At 50.9% G+C, this 16,789-nt stretch carries 15 protein-coding genes and 1 pseudogene; 12 read left to right on the top strand and 4 right to left on the bottom strand.

Translation table 11 applies throughout. The annotated features are described in order from the left end of the window. Window positions 1-10: 10 nt before the first annotated feature. Window positions 11-1,555, bottom strand: coding sequence for a PucR family transcriptional regulator (locus ABLT31_RS21760; protein WP_367755624.1), 1,545 nt, complete (start codon window positions 1,553-1,555; stop codon window positions 11-13). A gap of 188 nt (window positions 1,556-1,743) precedes the next feature. Here ABLT31_RS21760 and ABLT31_RS21755 point away from each other — a divergent pair, with 188 nt between their 5' ends. The 12 genes and pseudogenes from ABLT31_RS21755 to ABLT31_RS21700 all read left to right on the top strand — a co-directional run bounded on the left by ABLT31_RS21755 (window position 1,744) and on the right by ABLT31_RS21700 (window position 14,345). Beyond that, window positions 1,744-3,006 (top strand): Glu/Leu/Phe/Val family dehydrogenase, encoded by a 1,263-nt coding sequence (locus ABLT31_RS21755; protein ID WP_367755622.1) that lies wholly within the window; start codon window positions 1,744-1,746, stop codon window positions 3,004-3,006. 22 nt (window positions 3,007-3,028) lie between these two features. Continuing rightward, window positions 3,029-4,402, top strand: a complete 1,374-nt coding sequence (locus ABLT31_RS21750; RefSeq protein ID WP_367755620.1) for an aspartate aminotransferase family protein — start codon at window positions 3,029-3,031, stop codon at window positions 4,400-4,402. Between the two features lie 15 nt (window positions 4,403-4,417). After that, complete coding sequence (locus ABLT31_RS21745; protein WP_367755618.1) at window positions 4,418-5,095, top strand: CoA transferase subunit A; 678 nt, start codon at window positions 4,418-4,420, stop codon at window positions 5,093-5,095. Then, complete coding sequence (locus ABLT31_RS21740) at window positions 5,080-5,742, top strand: CoA transferase subunit B (protein ID WP_367755616.1); 663 nt, start codon at window positions 5,080-5,082, stop codon at window positions 5,740-5,742. Before ABLT31_RS21745 ends, ABLT31_RS21740 begins: the two co-directional genes overlap by 16 nt. Window positions 5,743-5,757: 15 nt before the next feature. After that, window positions 5,758-6,948 carry a thiolase family protein gene (locus ABLT31_RS21735; RefSeq protein WP_367755614.1) on the top strand — a complete coding sequence of 397 codons (1,191 nt, stop codon included), beginning with the start codon at window positions 5,758-5,760 and terminating at the stop codon, window positions 6,946-6,948. Between the two features lies 1 nt (window position 6,949). Beyond that, window positions 6,950-8,227: a peptidase gene (locus ABLT31_RS21730; RefSeq protein WP_367755612.1), complete on the top strand. Its 1,278-nt coding sequence runs from the start codon at window positions 6,950-6,952 to the stop codon at window positions 8,225-8,227. Then, window positions 8,224-9,573 carry a 4-aminobutyrate--2-oxoglutarate transaminase gene (gene gabT / locus ABLT31_RS21725; protein ID WP_367755610.1) on the top strand — a complete coding sequence of 450 codons (1,350 nt, stop codon included), beginning with the start codon at window positions 8,224-8,226 and terminating at the stop codon, window positions 9,571-9,573. Before ABLT31_RS21730 ends, gabT begins: the two co-directional genes overlap by 4 nt. A gap of 17 nt (window positions 9,574-9,590) precedes the next feature. Further along, window positions 9,591-11,009, top strand: coding sequence for an aldehyde dehydrogenase family protein (locus ABLT31_RS21720; protein ID WP_367755608.1), 1,419 nt, complete (start codon window positions 9,591-9,593; stop codon window positions 11,007-11,009). 30 nt (window positions 11,010-11,039) lie between these two features. Continuing rightward, on the top strand, window positions 11,040-11,924 hold the full coding sequence (pdxS, locus tag ABLT31_RS21715; protein ID WP_367755606.1) for a pyridoxal 5'-phosphate synthase lyase subunit PdxS: 885 nt from the start codon (window positions 11,040-11,042) through the stop codon (window positions 11,922-11,924). A 316-nt stretch (window positions 11,925-12,240) separates the two neighbouring features. Then, a pseudogene (locus tag ABLT31_RS21710) lies at window positions 12,241-12,510 on the top strand (transposase); the annotation flags it as partial. A 706-nt stretch (window positions 12,511-13,216) separates the two neighbouring features. Next, a complete protein-coding gene (locus ABLT31_RS21705; RefSeq protein ID WP_367755604.1) occupies window positions 13,217-14,008 on the top strand; it encodes an ABC transporter substrate-binding protein in 792 nt (263 codons plus the stop codon). After that, window positions 13,998-14,345, top strand: coding sequence for an ABC transporter permease subunit (locus ABLT31_RS21700; protein WP_367755778.1), 348 nt, complete (start codon window positions 13,998-14,000; stop codon window positions 14,343-14,345). Before ABLT31_RS21705 ends, ABLT31_RS21700 begins: the two co-directional genes overlap by 11 nt. Before the next feature lie 60 nt (window positions 14,346-14,405). Here the strand turns inward: ABLT31_RS21700 and ABLT31_RS21695 are convergent, their stop codons facing one another. The 3 genes from ABLT31_RS21695 to ABLT31_RS21685 are packed head-to-tail and all read right to left on the bottom strand — an operon-like array spanning window position 14,406 to window position 16,745. Then, window positions 14,406-15,365, bottom strand: a complete 960-nt coding sequence (locus ABLT31_RS21695) for a PDR/VanB family oxidoreductase (RefSeq protein WP_367755602.1) — start codon at window positions 15,363-15,365, stop codon at window positions 14,406-14,408. Further along, complete coding sequence (locus ABLT31_RS21690) at window positions 15,355-15,798, bottom strand: dimethylamine monooxygenase subunit DmmA family protein (RefSeq protein WP_367755600.1); 444 nt, start codon at window positions 15,796-15,798, stop codon at window positions 15,355-15,357. The genes ABLT31_RS21695 and ABLT31_RS21690 overlap by 11 nt, the downstream gene beginning before the upstream one ends. After that, window positions 15,795-16,745 (bottom strand): heme-dependent oxidative N-demethylase family protein, encoded by a 951-nt coding sequence (locus ABLT31_RS21685; RefSeq protein WP_367755598.1) that lies wholly within the window; start codon window positions 16,743-16,745, stop codon window positions 15,795-15,797. The genes ABLT31_RS21690 and ABLT31_RS21685 overlap by 4 nt, the downstream gene beginning before the upstream one ends. Window positions 16,746-16,789: the final 44 nt, after the last annotated feature.

Genomic DNA, 16,789 nt, shown 5'->3' with positions numbered 1-16,789 from the left:
CTGGTAGGGACTACTCCCCTGCGTTCAGTAGCTTATAAGCCATGATCGCCAGCTGCAGCTTCATCCGGTCGTCTGCGGAAGAGAGATCCATTCCGGTTTTTTTCTCGATCTGATTCAAACGGTATTTCAGCGTATGGCGATGGATGTACAGATCGGCCGCCGTGGTATGGATGCTTTGGTTATTCAATAAGTACGTTTCTAAGGTTAAAATCAGGTCCATGCCTTGGCGCTTCATGGAAATTAAGTTGGACAGGTTGGCCTCACAGAATTCTTTCAGATCCACCTCTAATTCCTTCATTTGAATGAGCAAATGGTAGAGCCCCAAATCATCATAGTGGACCACTGTCTTCGGCTTCAACAGCAAGCGGGCAAAGGTGAGAGCATATTCGGCTTCTTTGGCACTTTTTGCCAGCTGTTGGAAATCCCGGTAGTTGCGTCCAATGCCGACCCGTAAAGAACTTAACGGATAGCTTTGTTTCCATCGAGCTTCGATGTCTTTCGCCACATCTAGCAAATAGATGCGAGGCGTTTGTTCCAAGCTTTCCATGACATTAGTCAGCATGACCAGCCCATCCCATTTATAGCGAAGGATGAACTGTCTGTTCTGCTCTCGCATAACCTGTTGAACAAGGTGGTATAAAGGTTCGGGGTCGGCCTCCACTTTAAAATGCAGCACCGCCTGATTGAGCGTTAAATCCAAACCGAGCCTTTTTCCCCGTTCGATGGCAAGGCCCGCATTTTTGAAGTTTTGATTCAATATTTCGTCCAAAAAATCCCCCTGAAGACGGATTTCCGTGTCTTCCACGGCCTTCTGCTTCAAAAATTCCACCGCATAGACAGTGGCGGCATGCTCGATAGCAATGAAGTCAAGGTCTTTCCATGAACCGGCTTCTTTTACTGCCAAAATGGAGCCATATCCCGTTTCGTTGGCAATAATCGGATAGCTTTCTAATTGCAAAGCCGGGTTCAGGATCTCCTGGCTTTCCAAGTCCACCCCTTCGTGCAGCAAAAGATAATCCATGATTACGCCATCCTCATTAAGTAATATAACGCTTCCCTGAATGAGACCGGACAATACCCGGGTGATCGGCTCCAGGCCTTGATCGCTCAAAACAAGCCGATTGAATTCTTTATGAATCGCAAGGGAGTACTCATAGAGCTTGAGCTGCTTATTGACGATTTGCTCGAGAATCGCACGCGTTAGTGCGGAAAAGTTGATGTTGGTCGGAATTTCGATGATGGGCAATTTCGCCTCATTCGCCACCTCGATAAAGGTTTCCGGTATCTCATGCAAATAAAATCCGGTATAGATGGCTACTCCCGAGAGCTTCCGGTTCGCCAAAAGCGCCAGAAAATGGGCTCGTTTCTGCTCATTGTCCAATAAGCCAAATCCGGTGGTAATCAGGAATTCCCCTTCCTGGAACCGGCTGATATCCTCAATGACTTCCACGATGGTCACCCATTTAATCTCATTGCCCAGCCCGTCCAACCCAGCAACAAGCTTTGTTTCCGACATGACAGGGAGGCGGAGCGCTTCTTGAATCGTGATGCCCATGTTCTTTTTCTCCTTTTTGTTCAATCCGTCTGATGTAGTTGTAACATGAGAGAGCTCCTATGGACAATAGCTTTTGTACACCGCGTATAATAGGAGTCTTTTATTTTCCTCTTCTCCGGCGAATATCGGGCACCCGGGGGGCTGTAATAAGATATCAGTATGAAACTAGTATTTCGGGGGGTTCACATATGGTAATGAAAGTAGCCGCAGAAGAGAACTTTAATGTCTTTGAAAGAACCCAAGAGGTCATTAAGCTAGCGCTCGATGCAATGGGGTATGAAAATTCCGTCTATGAGCTTTTGAAAGAACCGCTTCGCCTGCTCACGGTCCGCATCCCGGTTCGCATGGATGACGGGAGCGTCAAGATTTTTACGGGGTATCGAGCCCAGCACAATGATGCTGTGGGTCCGACCAAAGGAGGGATTCGCTTCCATCCGGATGTGACGGAGGAAGAAGTGAAGGCGCTTTCAATGTGGATGAGTATCAAGTGCGGCATCACGGATCTTCCCTACGGGGGAGGAAAAGGGGGGATCAACTGTGATCCGCGCTCGATGTCCTTCCGTGAACTGGAGAGATTGAGCCGGGGATATGTGCGGGCCATCAGCCAGCTGGTGGGGCCAACGAAGGATATTCCCGCTCCGGATGTGTTTACGAATTCGCAAATCATGGCGTGGATGATGGATGAATACAGCCGCATCCGCGAGTTTGACTCTCCAGGCTTCATTACGGGAAAACCGCTTGTGCTGGGAGGGTCGGCAGGCCGGGAAACGTCCACGGCCAAAGGCGTGACGATCGTGATGCGCGAGGCGGCGAAAGTGTTGGGCATGAAGGTCGAGGGAGCCCGGGTCATCATCCAAGGCTTTGGCAATGCGGGCAGTTACTTGGCGAAGTTTCTCTATGATGCAGGTGCAAAGATAATCGGGATATCGGACGCTTATGGAGCGCTTTATCAGCCTGAGGGATTGGATATCGATTATTTGCTGGAGAAAAGGGATTCTTTCGGAACGGTCACAAATCTATTCCCGAATCGGATCACGAATGAGGAGCTGCTGGTTCATGATTGCGATATTTTGGTGCCGGCTGCGATTGAGAACCAGATCACCGAAGCGAATGCCGCGGATGTGAAAGCGAAGATTTTGGTGGAAGCGGCCAACGGGCCGACTACGCTGAAGGCAACCAAAATCCTTACGCAAAAAGGGGTCCTGATTGTACCTGACGTCCTGGCAAGTGCCGGAGGCGTGGTCGTTTCTTACTTTGAGTGGGTACAGAACAATCAAGGCTACTATTGGACGGAAGAGGATGTCAGCGAAAAATTGGAAAAGATCCTAAGCAAGTCGTTTCGCAATGTCTATCAGCTGGCGCTGGATCGAAAAGTAGACATGAGGCTAGCGGCTTACATTGTCGGACTGAGGCGCATGGCGGAAGCGTCCCGCTGGCGCGGCTGGGTCTAATTTTAGAAGGAGGAATGCAGCGATGGAAAAGAAAAGAGCCCATTTAATCAAACCAACACTAGATTATCCATATCCTACCGTTTCATACGGGAAGGGAATCTATCTTTATGATATCGACGGAAACCAATACATTGACGGTTCCTCTGGAGCTGTGACGGCAGCGATTGGACACGGGGTGCCCGAGATAGCGGAAGCCATGGTGGAGCAGGCGGGGAAGGTTTCCTTTGCTTACCGCTCGCAATTCACGTCCGAACCGGCAGAACAGCTTGCAGAAAAGCTAAGCCAGTTGGCGCCGGGCGACCTGAATTGGTCGTTCTTCGTTAATAGCGGCTCGGAAGCTACAGAAACGGCAATGAAAATCGCCATCCAGCACTGGCAGGAGAAAGGGTATGGGCGGAAAAACCGCATTCTTTCCCGCTGGATGAGTTATCACGGCATTACCATGGGAGCTTTGTCCATGTCCGGGCATGTTCTTCGCCGAAAACGATTTGTCCCCTTGCTCGAGGATTTTCCGGCTGTGTCTGCTCCGTATTGCTATCGCTGCCCTTTTAACAGCAGCTATCCGAGCTGCCAGCTGTCCTGCGCCAACGAATTAGAGACGGCGATCCGGCGAACAGGTCCGGAAAATATCGCGGCCTTTATTGCTGAACCGATCATTGGGGCTTCTGGAGGAGCGGTGACTCCGCCTGACGGGTACTACGAAAAAATCCGCGAGCTCTGCGATAAGTACGAGATTTTGTTTATTGCTGACGAAGTGATGACAGGAATCGGGCGTACCGGGAAAATGTTTGCGATGGAGCATTGGGGCGTGGTACCGGACATTATTGCTTTGGGGAAAGGGATGAGCGCGGGATATACGCCGATGGCGGCGACGGTGGTCAGTGACCGGGTCATGGAGCCGATACTGAACGGATCCAAGTCCATTATGGCCGGCCATACGTATAGCGCAAATCCGCAATCCGCCGCCGTTTCCCTCGCGGTTCTAAAATATATCGAACGACATAATCTCGTAGAAAACGCGAAGGAACAGGGCCAATATCTGCTAGAAAAGCTAGCTGATCTGGCGACAAGGTATTCCATCGTTGGCGATGTGCGCGGCAAAGGGCTGCTGGTGGGCTTAGAGCTGGTGAAGAATAGCTTTACCAAGACGCCGTTCCTGCTTTCTTTGGGAATCACGGGACGGATCATTGAGCGGGCTTTCAGCAAAGGACTGCTGGTCTATCCGGCTACAGGGGGAATCGATGGGATTGCAGGAGACTCGATTATTCTTTCCCCGCCGCTGATGATCAAGAAGGAAGAGATTGACCGCATGGTGGACATTTTGGAAGAAACGATCAGCGAGATTCAGCGGGAATTGGAAGCCGAGGGCTTGCTGGACCACAGCCAAGCGGTATAAGGAGGGCGATGCGATATGAATAAAGTAGCGACGTTGGAGCAAGCGTTAGAGCATATTCGTGACGGCTGTACGCTGATGTTCGGGGGATTTGGCGGAGTCGGAAATCCGCCGACCCTGATCCAGGGGATTCTCGATAAAGGGGTTCAAGACCTCGTTTTGATCGGAAATGATACCGGGTTTCCGGAGATAGGAATCGGAAAGCTGATTACGGCGGGCCGGGCGAAAAAGGTGATTGCTTCCCATATCGGCTCGAATCCCAATGCGGGAAAGCTGATGACCGAAGGAAAGCTGGAGGTGGAGTTTTCCCCGCAAGGAACGTTGGCGGAACGGGTTCGGGCCGGCGGAGTGGGGCTCGGGGGAGTTTTTGTGGATATCGGGTTAGGGACGATTGCAGAAGAGGGAAAAGAGAAGATGAGGATCGGGGGCACCGAGTATCTGGTGGAGCCGGCTTTGACAGCGGAAGTCGCGATTGTCTATGCGAAGAAAGCCGATCCTCTCGGGAACCTGGTGTATGACAAGAGTGCCCGGAACTTTAATCCGCTTGTGGCCATGGCGGGAACTTTTACGATTGCTGAAGTGGAGGAAATCGTGCCGGTGGGTGAGCTGGATCCGGAATGCATCGTCACGCCGGGGATTTATGTCGATATGATTATACCAAGCCAGGGGGTGAATTGGAAATGGGCATGGGAGTAGAAATCCGCAATCGGATTGCCAAGCGGGCGGCTCAAGAAGTGAAAGACGGGATGATCGTCAACCTGGGCATCGGGATTCCGACGCTGGTAGCGAACCACATTCCAGAGGATATCCATGTCATGTTCCACGCCGAAAACGGCATCCTCGGAACCGGTCCCAGCCCGGAAGCGGGCCAGGAAGATGAGAATTTGTGCAATGCGGGAGGTTTTCCAGTCACCCTCGTTCCAGGGGCTTCTTACTTTGACAGTGCGATTGCTTTTGGCATGATCCGCCGCGGGTATTTGGATATTACGATCTTGGGGGCATTGGAAGTCAGCGAGAAGGGCGACTTGGCCAACTGGATTGTTCCGGGAAAGCGAGTGCCCGGCATGGGCGGCGCGATGGAGCTGGCGCAAAAGGCAAAGAAAGTGATCGTGCTCATGAATCATGTGAATAAGCAGGGCGAGTCGAAGATTCTGCGAGAGTGCACGCTTCCTCTAACAGCAAGAAGCTGTGTGGATTTGATTATCACGGAAATGGCCGTGATTGAGGTGACGGAAGAAGGCCTGGTGCTTAAGGAAGTGATGGCGCCTTATACCGTAGAAGAGGTGGTGGCCCATACCGAGGCGCCGCTGCGAATACCGGCTGTCGTACACAGCATTGAGTAGGGGAGGGTGAGGAAGATGCGCGAGGTTGTTATTGTGGCAGGCGTGCGAACGCCAGTGGGGTCGTTTGGAAAGTCACTGAAAGCCGTAGCCGCGACAGAAATGGGCCGCCAGGTGCTGGAGGCGCTCATGAAGCGGACGACGCTGAACAAGGAAGAAGTGGGAGAAGTGATTTTTGGCCATGGATACGTCCATGGGGGCGGGTTGAATTCGGCCCGCATCAGCTCGCAGCTCGCTGGTTTTCCGCGGACAGTTCCCGGCCATATTGTGATCAAAGCATGCGGTTCCGGACTCAAGGCGATTACGAGCGGGGCGCTAGCGATTGCCGCAGGAGAAGAGGATGTGGTGATCGCGGGTGGGGTAGAGAGTATGAGTAATGCCCCTTATCTCGTGAGGAACCGCTGGGGAAGCAAGTTTGGAAATGTGCAAATGGAAGATGCGCTTTTGGCAGATGGACTGATTTGTTCTTTAGGAAATGAGCATATGGGAGTCACGGCGGAGCGATTGGCAGAGCAGTACGGGATTTCGCGGGAGGAGCAGGATCGGTTTGCTTTTGAAAGTCATCGCAAAGCTCACGCGGCATGGTCTGCGGGGAAGTTTGGGGAAGAGATCGTGGCTCTAGAGCTGAAGGATCGAAAGGGGACGCGGTGGTTTAGCCAGGATGAAGGGGTTCGCGCGGAGGTTGACTTGGATGCGTTAGGGCGGTTGCCGGCTGTGTTTCAGAAGGGCGGTACGGTCACGGCTGGCAATGCCTGTCCGATGAATGACGGAGCGGCGGCGGTGCTTCTCATGTCGAGGGAAAAGGCGGAGGAAAAAGGGCTGCGGCCGCTGCTGAAGGTGAAGGCGTTCGCGAGTGCAGGGGTAGAGCCTGGCGTGATGGGGATCGGTCCGGTGCCGGCGACGCGCAAGGCATTGCAAAAAGCGGGATTAACGCTGGACGATATCGGGTTGATTGAGCTCAATGAAGCGTTTGCCGCACAGGCCTTGGCTGTGATCAAAGAATTGGATCTGGATCCGGATCGGGTAAATGTGAATGGCGGTGCCATCGCTCTGGGCCATCCTGTGGGAGCGACGGGGGCGAAGCTGACGGTGACTTTAATGCATGAAATGCTCCGCTCGAAGGTGAGGTACGGGTTGGTTACGCTTTGCATGGCTGGAGGCATGGGTCTTTCGGTGATCTATGAAAATCTGACAGGGGAGGCTGAATAGGATGAAAGAAGGGATCCATCGGTGGTTGGAGGATTATCGCGAGGAAGGCATCCTTTTTCTGCAAAAGCTGGTGCAAGCCCGGAGCACGCAAGGAAATGAAGCTGGGGTACAGGACCTTGTGATCAAAAGGCTGAACGAGATGGGCTTGGAGGTGGATGTTTGGGAGCCGGATGGCGAGGAGCTTCAGAAGCACTCCTATTTTTACTCCCCGAGAACCGAGTTTTCCGGCAGCCCCAATGTAGTGGGCGTCATGCGAGGAACGGGGGGAGGGCGCTCGATTGTGCTGAATGGCCATATTGATGTGGTGCCGGATGGCGACCGGGCGCAGTGGAAGGAGGACCCTTTCAGCGGGAAGATCGTGGATGGAAAAATGTACGGCAGGGGCGTGACCGATATGAAGGGCGGCAATGTGTCTTTGCTGCTCGCGATGCAAGCTTTGCAGGGGTTAGGCGTGCGATTGAAAGGGGATGTGATCTTTCACAGCGTGATTGAAGAAGAAAGCGGCGGAGCGGGAACATTGGCCGCGATTCTCAGAGGGTATACGGCAGATGCTGCGATCATTCCGGAGCCGACGAATATGCGGATTTTCCCTAAGCAGCAGGGCTCCATGTGGTTTCGTCTGGGGGTGAAGGGGCGATCGGCTCATGGAGGAACGCGCTATGAAGGGGTCAGTGCGATTGAGAAAGCGATGGCGGTGGTTCAGCATATTCGGGAGCTGGAAGCCGAAAGGAATGCTCGGATTACAGACCCTTTGTATAAAAACACCCCGATTCCGGTTCCGATTAACATCGGTGTGATTGAAGGCGGCAGCTGGCCTTCCTCCGTTCCCGATTTAGTGAAGCTGGAAGGCCGCATGGGTGTAGCCCCTGAGGAAACGATGGAGCAGGCGAAGGTGGAGATGAAGGACTGGCTGGCGAAATTGGGCGATATCGATCCATGGTTTAAGGATCATCCGGTGAATCTGGAATGGTTCGGGGCGAGATGGGTGCCAGGAACGATTGATGCGGATCATGGGCTGATGAAGGCGCTGGTGTCTCAGTTTCGACAAGTGACAGGCACCGATCCGGTGATTGAGGCTTCCCCATGGGGAACGGACGGAGGGCTGCTCACCCAGGTGGGAGAGACGCCATCGATTGTATTTGGACCGGGAGTGACCGAGGTAGCGCATTATCCGAATGAGTATATCGTGTTGGATAAAGTATTTGAAGCCGCAGAAATCATTGCCTTGACGCTTGTGGAGTGGTGCGGTGTAGAAGCAAAAGGAGGAATGAAGAGATGAAATCGATGACAACGCAATTTATTCAACTGAAGACGGCCATTCCTGGACCGAAGTCCCAGGAGCTTCTGAAACAGCGCGATGCGAATATTCCAAGGGGACCGTTCAATACCATCTCCGTGTTTGCGGAAAAAGGGGAAGGAGCTTTATTGACCGATGTGGACGGAAATACCTTCCTTGACTTCGCTGGTGCAATCGGAACGTTGAACGCAGGGCATTGTCCGCCGGCTGTGGTGGAAGCGCTCAAGGATCAATTGGATAAATATATTCATCCTTGCTTCCACGTGGCGATGTATGAGCCGTATGTGGCGTTGGCTAAGAAGCTGAATGAAATTACGCCAGGAAACCATGAAAAGAAAACCTTTTTCCTGAACAGCGGAGCAGAAGCGGTAGAGAATGCGATCAAAATTGCCCGCAAGTACACGGGAAGAAAAGGGATTATTTCGTTCGAAAGAGGGTTCCATGGAAGGACTTATATGGCGATGTCTTTGACCAGCAAGGTGAAGCCGTATAAGTATGGGTTCGGGCCTTTCGCGCCCGATACGTATAAGATGCCCTATCCTTATTATTATCGGGCTCCTTATGGGCTGACTCCGGAGCAGGTGGATGAACAGATTTTGAATAAGCTGGAGGATTTCTTCCTTGCTGAGGTGCCAGCCGATGAGGTAGCGGCGATTATTATGGAGCCTGTTCAAGGAGAAGGCGGATTCGTTGGGCCTTCCAAGCGATTTGTTCAAGGGATTAAGGCGGTTTGTGAAAAGTATGGAATTCTGTTTATTGCGGATGAGGTGCAAACGGGCTTTGGCCGTACCGGAAAAATGTTTGGGATGCAGCATTATGATGTGGTGCCGGATTTGATGACGATGTCGAAATCCATTGCCGCAGGACTGCCGATCAGTGCGGTAACGGGAAGAGCGGAAATCATGGATGCGCCGAATCCGGGCGAAATCGGGGGAACTTATGGCGGAAGTCCGCTTGGTTGTGTGGCGGCCCTGAAGGTGATCGAAATGATGGAAGAAGAGGGATTGCCTGAGCGTGGGATGAAGATTGGGCAAGTGATTGTGGATCGTTTCCGCGGGCTGCAAGAGGAGTTCCCTGTGATTGGCGATGTACGTACGCTGGGAGCGATGACGGCTGTTGAATTCGTCAAGGATCCATTAAGCAAGGAACCGAACAAAGAATTGACAGCAAGCATTATCCAAGAGGTTCATCAGCGCGGCGTAATCTTGATGGGTGCAGGCCTCTACGGAAATGTGATTCGTTTCTTGACCCCATTGGTCATTACGGATGAGCAGCTGGAAGAAGGCCTCCGCGTCATCGAGCAGGTTGTTCGTGAAAAATGCCAATAGAGAGGGGAAAAGTGGGGATGAAGAAGCATCTTTTTATCCATGGAGAATGGGTGGAAGCTAAAGAATACCGTCCTTTATTGAGTCCATATAACGGAGCGCATTTAGCTGACGTGGCGTATGCCTCGGAAGAAGAAGTGAACTTAGCGATCGAGGCGGCGGAAAAAGCGAAGGGAATCATGGCTCGTATGCCCGCTCACCAGCGGGCATCGATCCTGGAGAAGCTGGTATCCATCCTGGAGCGACGGTCGGAGGAATGTGCGCGTTTGATTGCACTCGAAGCAGCCAAGCCGATTTCTACGGCGAAAGGGGAAGTGGCACGTACGATTATGACTTATAAGTTCGCTGCCGAAGAGGCGCGGCGGATTCATGGGGAAACCATTCCGCTTGATGCCGCGCCTGGCGGCGAAGGCCGGTTGGCTTATACGATACGCCAGCCGCTGGGGGTTATTGGGGCGATTACGCCGTTTAATTTTCCTATGAACTTGGTTGCCCATAAGGTCGGTCCGGCGATTGCGGCTGGCAATACGGTTGTGCTGAAGCCGGCCACGCAAACTCCTTTAACCTCTTTGTTTCTTGCCGAGTGTTTGCAGGAAGCTGGCTTGCCGCCAGGGGTGCTTAATGTGGTGACGGGAAGCGGCAGCATTGTAGGCGAGCGGCTGGTAGAGGATGACCGGGTGAAGAAAATTACCTTTACCGGCAGTCCGGCAGTCGGAATCGGCATCCGCAATAAGGCCGGTTTGAAAAGGGTGACGCTTGAACTAGGGTCCAATGCGGCTTTGATCGTGGACCGCTCCGTGGACGTCGAAAGCATAATCTCTCGCACGATCATGGGGGCCTTCGCTTTTGCTGGTCAGGTGTGTATTTCTTTGCAAAGGGTGTATGTTCATGAAGAAAACTACGATGCCTTTGTAGAGAAATTCGTGGAGGCAGCTCAAAAACTCAAGCTAGGGGATCCGTTAGATGCGGAGACGGATGTTTCCGCTTTGATTAGTCCGAAGGATGTAGAGCGTTCGTTGCAGTGGATCGAAGAGGCCAAAGAACAGGGAGCTGTTGTGGCTGCAGGCGGAGTACGGGAAGGAAATATGCTTCATCCGACGGTGCTGCTGAACGTAGATCCGAAAGCCAAAGTATCCTGCCAGGAGGTTTTTGCCCCCATTGTGCTTATTAATCGTGTGGGCTCCGTGGAGGAAGCGATCGGTTTTGTCAATGACTCGCGCTACGGCTTGCAAGCAGGCATATATACGAATGACATCGCTACGGCTCTCTATGCGTCAGAAGCTTTGGAGGTCGGAGGCGTGATGATCAATGATATCCCCACCTTCCGGGTTGACCATATGCCGTATGGCGGTGTGAAGGAAAGCGGCCTCGGGCGCGAAGGCTTAAAATACGCAATAGAAGAAATGACAGAGATGAAGCTCGTATGCTGGAAAAAATAAAAAACAGATAAGAATATGGGGGTAATTGGTATGATCGATACAGGAACTTCCCGCGTTAAGCGGGGCATGGCAGAAATGCAAAAGGGCGGCGTAATCATGGATGTGGTTAACGGAGAACAAGCCCGAATCGCCGAAGCGTCGGGTGCGGTAGCCGTAATGGCTTTGGAACGGGTACCTGCCGATATTCGCGCGGCGGGCGGAGTGGCTCGGATGGCGGATCCGCGAATCATAGAGGAAGTCATGGCCGCTGTAAGCATTCCGGTAATGGCAAAAGCAAGAATTGGTCACCTGGTAGAAGCGAAGGTGCTAGAGGCCCTTGGAGTGGATTATATTGATGAAAGTGAAGTGCTCACCCCTGCGGATGAAGTGTTTCATATCAATAAGAAGGATTTCACGGTTCCGTTTGTGTGCGGAGCGCGAGATCTTGGGGAAGCGCTGCGCCGAATCGGAGAAGGGGCTTCCATGATTCGCACGAAGGGAGAGCCTGGCACGGGAAACATCGTGGAGGCAGTTCGCCACCAGCGCATGATTCAGAGTCAAATTCGCAAAGTTCAGAGCATGTCCTATGACGAATTGATGGCCGAAGCGAAAAACCTCGGCGCTCCTTTTGAACTGTTGGAGTTTGTACATAAGAATGGGAAGATGCCTGTCGTCAACTTTGCTGCAGGTGGCGTTGCCACACCGGCAGATGCTGCTTTGATGATGCATTTGGGATCGGATGGCGTTTTTGTCGGTTCGGGGATTTTCAAGTCTGATAACCCAGAGCGGTTCGCCCGCGCAATTGTCGAAGCGACGACCCATTTCCAGGATTATGCCTTAATCGGAGAGCTTTCCAAAAATCTAGGAACTGCGATGAAAGGAATTGACGTGGCTGGTTTATTGGAAAATGAGAGAATGGCCGTGCGGGGCTGGTAGATAGAATAAGAGAGGAGAGGAGGCTGTGTCTATTGGGTGGAGACCAGCCTCTTTTTTTAGGGTGGTTTTTTGGGTGGATCCGGTTCCGTGTCGAATGACTTGTATCTTGGAGAAGTATATTTTTTAAACAACATTGTGGATGGACAAAGGGAAGGCGGTGGGATATAATAGAACATATGTTCCTTATGTTGGATAAGGGGGTCTATCAATGAGCAGAATGACCAAACTCCGCGAATCTTTTTATCGGTTTACCGATCCAGAAACCTGCGAAACATTACTCGGTCAAGTAAAGGAACAAAAACAAACCGCCACCCCATCCTGCCCTCACTGCGAAAGCCTCTCCGTTGTCCGTTATGGCAAGTACCGCGACCGCCAGCGCTACAAGTGCAAAGACTGCACCCGGACATTTAACGACTTTACCAACACCCCCCTTCACCGTACGCACTATCCCGAGAAATGGATCAAGTTTTTAGAATGCATGATGGAAGGGCATAGCCTGCAGCTTTCTGCCCTGATCGTTGGAGTTTCGTATGTTACGTTATTTTATTGGCGCCATAAACTAATTCAAGCCCTTAATAAACTGGACTCTAGTATAGAGAAAAGCCGTGCTAGAAACTATGGATTAAAGAAGAAGTATATTTGGGTCTATGTTTATCCCCCGACCCATGTGATTTCCTATGAGAAAAGAGATGCGTTTACCATCTGGATTCGGAAATTTGTCGGCATTGCTCAAAAATATCTGGAGCGATATGTCGCTTGGTTTAATTTCGTAGAAAAGGAAAAACCAACAAGGAAGAAAATGCTGGATGGGATGAGTTCCATGCTTCTTAATACGTGTTCGTTGTCTTTAGAGCAAACCTATAGCAACTTGCGCATGAATCAAACTATAGTTTCGTGAGTGAAAGACGTTTTTTTGTGCTGCGAATTTACGGGAAAATTTGCAACCACACTCTATCTTGCCATCAAACATGTGTATTTCTTCTGATAAAATATGTATTTTTTCAGAACCGAGGGTGAAGTTTGTCCTTCGAAGTTTAACGAGGAATGGACAAGAACCAAGCTCAATTTCCCCATCCACAACGGTGTTTAAAAAATAAAGAAAAAGAAACATAGTCTCAATCGACAGGCTAAGTTTCAAATAGAACTGACCATCAACAAAAATATTATTTTGCTATAATTTACTAATTTTTGTGCTATTATTGAATAATAAATCAATGACAAACTATGGAAGGAGGATCAGCGCCCGACGCTTTCTGCTGTTTTAGATATATATATAATAGGGGGTAACTACGTTGAAAAAGTACCAATTCATGTCCTTGCTGGGAGTAGCTTTATCGGTCTTGCTGGTAACGGGGTGCGGATCAAAGGACACGGCAGGGCCGTCTGAAAAAGGTGCTTTGGACAAGATTCAATCGGAAAAGGTGATGAATGTCGGAATCGAAGGGGCTTTTCCTCCTTTTAACTATTTTAATGATAAGAATCAACTGGAGGGTTTTGACGTCGATATAACGAATGAAATGGCCTCCCGTATGGGTGTCAAAGCGAATTTCATCGCTACGCCTTGGGATAGTATCCTGGACGGACTGCTCTCCAAGAAATACGATATCATCATTTCGAGTATGACCATCACGGATGAGCGAAAGGAAAAGGTAGACTTCACGGAACCCTATTACCGAACAGGGGCTCAGCTGTTTGTTCCTGATAATTCGACGATTCAAGATCCAACGAAGCTGCAAGGGGTGAAAATCGGGGTTTCCATCGGAACGACATTCGAACAAAAGGCGGATGAACTGGGTGCGGAGATGGTTACGTATAAGAGCGATCTCTTAACTTTCGAAGACATGAAAAATGGACGGGTAGAAGGCGTCATTACGGACAAAGTTGTAGGGGCAGCGATAATCAAAGAAAAGGGGTATCCTTTCCAAACGGTCGGGGATCTGCTTTATAGCGAAGAAGTTGGGATTGCGCTCAACAAGAACGAAGAGGCTTTCCTCGAGGAGATCAATAAACACTTGAAGGATATGATGGAAGACGGAACCTACGAAAAAATAAGCCAAAAATGGTTTAACCGAGATATTCGTTAGGGGAGGGAAGTTCATTCCTTTCCTTATCCAAGCTGCTTGGGTAACGCTAGAAATTTCGGTGCTATCGATCATCCTTGGGCTCATCCTGGGATTGCTCGCAGCCTTAATGAAAATCTCTAAAATTCGCCCGCTTGTCTGGCTGGTAGACTTTTATCTGTGGGTCATCCGGGGGACGCCGGTTCTGGTCGTGACCCATGAAATGACCTTTGCCCGCGAAGTGGCGGATCGAGTGGTGTACATGCATAACGGATTAATCGAGGAACAGGGCGACCCGAAGGTGGTCCTGACGGATCCGAAGAGTGACCGGCTAAAGGCCTTTTTGCGCATTATCAAATAAGAATGAACCAAAAGAAACTCCGGCCATTTTGAGTGAAATGAACCGGAGTTTTTTTCTTTTTTATAGGTCCAGCACGATTTTTTCTCCTTTTGCCCGGGAGACGCAGGGAAGCATGACCGAATTTCCTCTTTTTAACTCCTCACTGAGAAAGGAATCCTGGTGGTCGGCCTCACCCTCCACGATCTTGGTCTCGCAGGTGCCACAGCCGCCGACCTTGCAGGAGTAAGGCAATCGAACCCCAGCATGTAAGAGAACGTCCAAGATCGGACGGTCTGCGGGGACGTCCAGAACCTTCCCGCTTCTGGCAAGCTCGACTTGAAAAGCATGGCTCGTCTTGGGACGAGGAGGAGCGAAGCGTTCCCAATGGATGCTTGATGGAGGATAGCCGAAGTCTTTAGCGGCATCCGTAAATTCGCGGATCATCCCGTCCGGGCCACAGAAATACACATGCGTCCCGATTCGATGGTCAAGCAAGGAGGTCACGCTTAGTTTCTTGCCATCGGGTTCCCTAGAGAAATAAAAGGTGGTTTGGGCTTCATACAGGGAACGAATCGAATCATAAAAGGGGCACTCCGCTTTTGATCTTGATCCGTAATGCAACTCAAACGATTGCCCCCGAGCCTTCAGCTCGGCCATCATGGCGAGAAAAGGGGTAATGCCAATGCCCGCTGCGTAAAACACATGATGTTTGGCGCGGAAGCTCAGAGGGAAGTGATTTTTGGGCCAGCTGATTTCCAGCGAGGTGCCTTCCTCGACTTGTTTGTGCAAGTAGGCTGAACCTCCATGAGAGGAATCGCTGAGCCGCACCGCAATTTGATACACCTCATCCTGCAGAGGGGAGGAAATGAGGGAGTACTGTCGCTCCAGGATCCCTTTATCGGTCGGGAGATAGACGGTAATATGGGAGCCTCCACTAAAACCAGGCAGCCTGTGCCCATCCGCTGCAGCTAGAGTAAACCGTTTGACCCCTGGGCAAACCAGCTCTGCTTTTTTCGCGATAACAGAAAGTCTATATCCCATGAGGACCTCCTAAATACGCTTCCCACCGCCGAGAGTAATGTTCGGTAATATCCAAGACTAGCCCGCAGTGGGGGCAGCAGGTGGTCGTGCTTTCTTCCGTGAAATGCAAGCTGTGGCAGCGGCAGCAAAAAATTTGCCGAGGCGAATGCCCCACGGTTGCCCATTGCGTTTCTTCTTCCGAAAACCCGGCTTCTTCCGCCAGCTTTTTCACCCGAACCACCATGTCGCAACGCCCTGCGATATACAGATAGCATCCCATTTTCTGCTGGCTCAGCCAAGCAGGGATCGCTTCGAAGTCCGGCTGACAAAGCCAATCAAAAGGAAGCTGCTCCTCTTTTACCTGTTGGACAATCGGTTCAACGAGGCTCATTCCCCTTTGATCACAGCAAAATAAATATTTTCGCTTTCCTCTCACATAATCCAATCGACTCACCTGCCTTCATCCAGCAACTCCCTTAAATACTCCACCACCGTGTGCCGATAGAGGCTGATCCCCTTGTAATCCGCAATCGAATCGGGGAGCTCGCACAGTACGGAATAAAACCGCTGCAGCCAGTCGGGCTTGTGACGGAGTAAACCGATCGGCAGCAAATGGGAATGAATGGTGAATAAAATTCCATGACTTCGCGGCAAACGAAATAGCTTTTGCACCTCTACACGAAGGTGAACGAACTCTCCGACGTTCTCTGCGGTCACTTCCCGCCTGGCTTTTCCCCACTCATCAAAGGTCTCCAATGACGTATCTAGCTTTTTGCCAGCCATCAGGGACCAATTTCGCCGCCCCCATGGCTGTCCAGCCTCCAATTGCATCAAAAAGTTGAGAATCCGTTCATCCAAATGGTTGTCCCTAAACCCAGGAATCGGCCGATGGATCTCTTTAAAATTCATGCCCAAATCAAAGGCCAAGGACCAGTTGGCGGGAAAGCACAACTGTCCTGCGTCCAAATACAAATCGCCATCTCGCTGCATCATCAGAATCAAATCCTCTTGCACATGGCGTCCGATGAAATCCAGCGGTTCTGCGGGCAAGCTGGAAGTCTCCCCAAAAACGAAAGAAACCTGTTCCCCGGTGATCCCATTGGCGAATGTCCATCGATCCCCATCCTTCTCCAGATGAAATTGATCCGGATAATAAGCCGCTAAATGATGAGCCACCAAATCGACAATCTCCCATTGTGCGTTTAAGGTATGGGACAGGGACCCAAAGCAGCGTACTGGATGGGAATCAAGAAGAGAACGTTTCAGCTGAACCACTTCCTGATAGGCTGGAGTCACTTCAATCGAGCAAGGCGGTTCTAAGAGCATGGAATTGTTGAAAAAACGGTAGATGTCTTCTTTTAAAGGAAAAGGAAATAAATCGAGTGTTGTAAGATCTGCCAAAGTAGCCCTCCTATCAGAAAATTCCATATAGTCATTATATAAGA

The sequence above is a fragment of the Ammoniphilus soli genome, assembly GCF_040813775.1.
Note: the sequence above shows the minus strand (reverse complement) of the source record. Positions and strands in the feature narration are given on the sequence as shown.

What these genes read in the sequence shown, in the direction of transcription:
- ABLT31_RS21760 (WP_367755624.1), bottom strand. Translation starts at nt 1,555, where the DNA reads ATGGGCATCACGATTCAAGAAGCGCTCCGCCTCCCTGTCATGTCGGAA.
- ABLT31_RS21755 (WP_367755622.1), top strand. Translation starts at nt 1,744, where the DNA reads ATGGTAATGAAAGTAGCCGCAGAAGAGAACTTTAATGTCTTTGAAAGA.
- ABLT31_RS21750 (WP_367755620.1), top strand. Translation starts at nt 3,029, where the DNA reads ATGGAAAAGAAAAGAGCCCATTTAATCAAACCAACACTAGATTATCCA.
- ABLT31_RS21745 (WP_367755618.1), top strand. Translation starts at nt 4,418, where the DNA reads ATGAATAAAGTAGCGACGTTGGAGCAAGCGTTAGAGCATATTCGTGAC.
- ABLT31_RS21740 (WP_367755616.1), top strand. Translation starts at nt 5,080, where the DNA reads ATGGGCATGGGAGTAGAAATCCGCAATCGGATTGCCAAGCGGGCGGCT.
- ABLT31_RS21735 (WP_367755614.1), top strand. Translation starts at nt 5,758, where the DNA reads ATGCGCGAGGTTGTTATTGTGGCAGGCGTGCGAACGCCAGTGGGGTCG.
- ABLT31_RS21730 (WP_367755612.1), top strand. Translation starts at nt 6,950, where the DNA reads ATGAAAGAAGGGATCCATCGGTGGTTGGAGGATTATCGCGAGGAAGGC.
- gabT (WP_367755610.1), top strand. Translation starts at nt 8,224, where the DNA reads ATGAAATCGATGACAACGCAATTTATTCAACTGAAGACGGCCATTCCT.
- ABLT31_RS21720 (WP_367755608.1), top strand. Translation starts at nt 9,591, where the DNA reads ATGAAGAAGCATCTTTTTATCCATGGAGAATGGGTGGAAGCTAAAGAA.
- pdxS (WP_367755606.1), top strand. Translation starts at nt 11,040, where the DNA reads ATGATCGATACAGGAACTTCCCGCGTTAAGCGGGGCATGGCAGAAATG.
- ABLT31_RS21695 (WP_367755602.1), bottom strand. Translation starts at nt 15,365, where the DNA reads ATGGGATATAGACTTTCTGTTATCGCGAAAAAAGCAGAGCTGGTTTGC.